The 1,204-nt window shown below is 68.5% G+C and carries 1 protein-coding gene; it reads right to left on the bottom strand.

Annotated elements, in window-relative coordinates; genetic code table 11:
- Positions 1-255: 255 nt before the first annotated feature.
- Positions 256-1,204, bottom strand: a 949-nt coding sequence (locus D180_RS15615) for a VacJ family lipoprotein (RefSeq protein WP_017913536.1), incomplete at its 5' end; no start/stop codon positions are given.

The raw sequence follows: 1,204 nt of genomic DNA, 5'->3' as shown, positions 1-1,204 counted from the left end.
CCCTGTGCGCCGCCCTTCGGGTTTTTCCCCGCCGTGGCTGCCGCGCCGAGGGGACCCCGGTAAATCAACAGCAACAGCAACAGCAACAGCAACATCGGCTACTTGCCTACGTACGCCGCGACACTTGATCACCCACTGCAAACTGAGCACTTATTCCCGCACATCGCGCTGCGCCCACAGGCGATACCAGCAAAAGCCTCAGACACAAAAAACCCGGCCGAAGCCGGGCTTTTCGTCGGTGCGTCGCGCGCCGGACTAGCGACCGCCGCGCCACTCCGGGACCGGCATCGCATCCACCGGCACCGTCGGATTGGTTTCTTCCTCGCGCAGATAGGCCGGCAGATCGTCGTCCTGACGCTTGTGTCCGCGCATGTCGCTCTCGATCTGATAGTTGCGGCGCTGCAGCCACGCATCGCGGGTCAGCTGGTACTCGTCCGGCGCCTGGTCGCGCAGACTGTCCAGCGACAGCAACTGCGCGCGCGTGTCGACCAACTGCAGGCCCTGCAGACCGATGCGCACCCGGTCTTCCTCGATCTGCTGCAGCGGCGACAGCGGCGCGTCGCCGACCAGGCCGAACGCATCGCGCACCGTGCGCGGGCCGAACAACGGCAGTTCCAGGTAACGCGAGCGGCGCCAGCCCCACACACCCAGAGTCTGGCCGAAGTCCTCGCTGCGCCGCGGCAGGTTGGCGTCGGTGGCCGGGTCGAAGATGCCGCCGATACCCAGCGTGCTGTTGATCAGGAACCGGCTCAGGGTCTGCCCCGCCTGCAGCGGACGGCCCTGCAGCAGCTGGTTGACCATGGTCAGCGGCGAACTGAGGTTGTCGAAGAAGTTGGTCACGCCCAACCGCACCGGCCGCGGCACCACGTTGACGTAGGCGCGTGCCAGCGGCCGCGCCACGCCACGGTCGACCACGTTGTTGAAGGCGTGCACCTTGCGGTTGAACTTCTCCCACGGATCGTAGCTCTGCGGTGCAGGCACGCCCTCCGGCAGGGTTGGATCGGCGACTGGGTTGTACGGGTCGCCGCCGTACAGCGCGGCGTAGTCGTCCTCGGCCGAGGTCGGCGTGCCGTTGGCCGACGCGGCGCCCGGGGCAGCACTCGCCGGCGGTATCGCCGCAGGCGCGCTTGCCGATGCCGGCGCGGCGCCGGTGTCCATGCCGGTGGCGCTGTCTGCGGTCGCCGGCGCGGCGTGCGCATCGGGA

The organism is Xanthomonas sp. SHU 166, assembly GCF_000364685.1.
In the GTDB taxonomy this organism is placed as follows: domain Bacteria; phylum Pseudomonadota; class Gammaproteobacteria; order Xanthomonadales; family Xanthomonadaceae; genus Xanthomonas_A; species Xanthomonas_A sontii.
The sequence above is the reverse complement of the archived record's forward strand: the minus strand, read 5'-3'. Positions and strand labels throughout refer to the sequence as shown.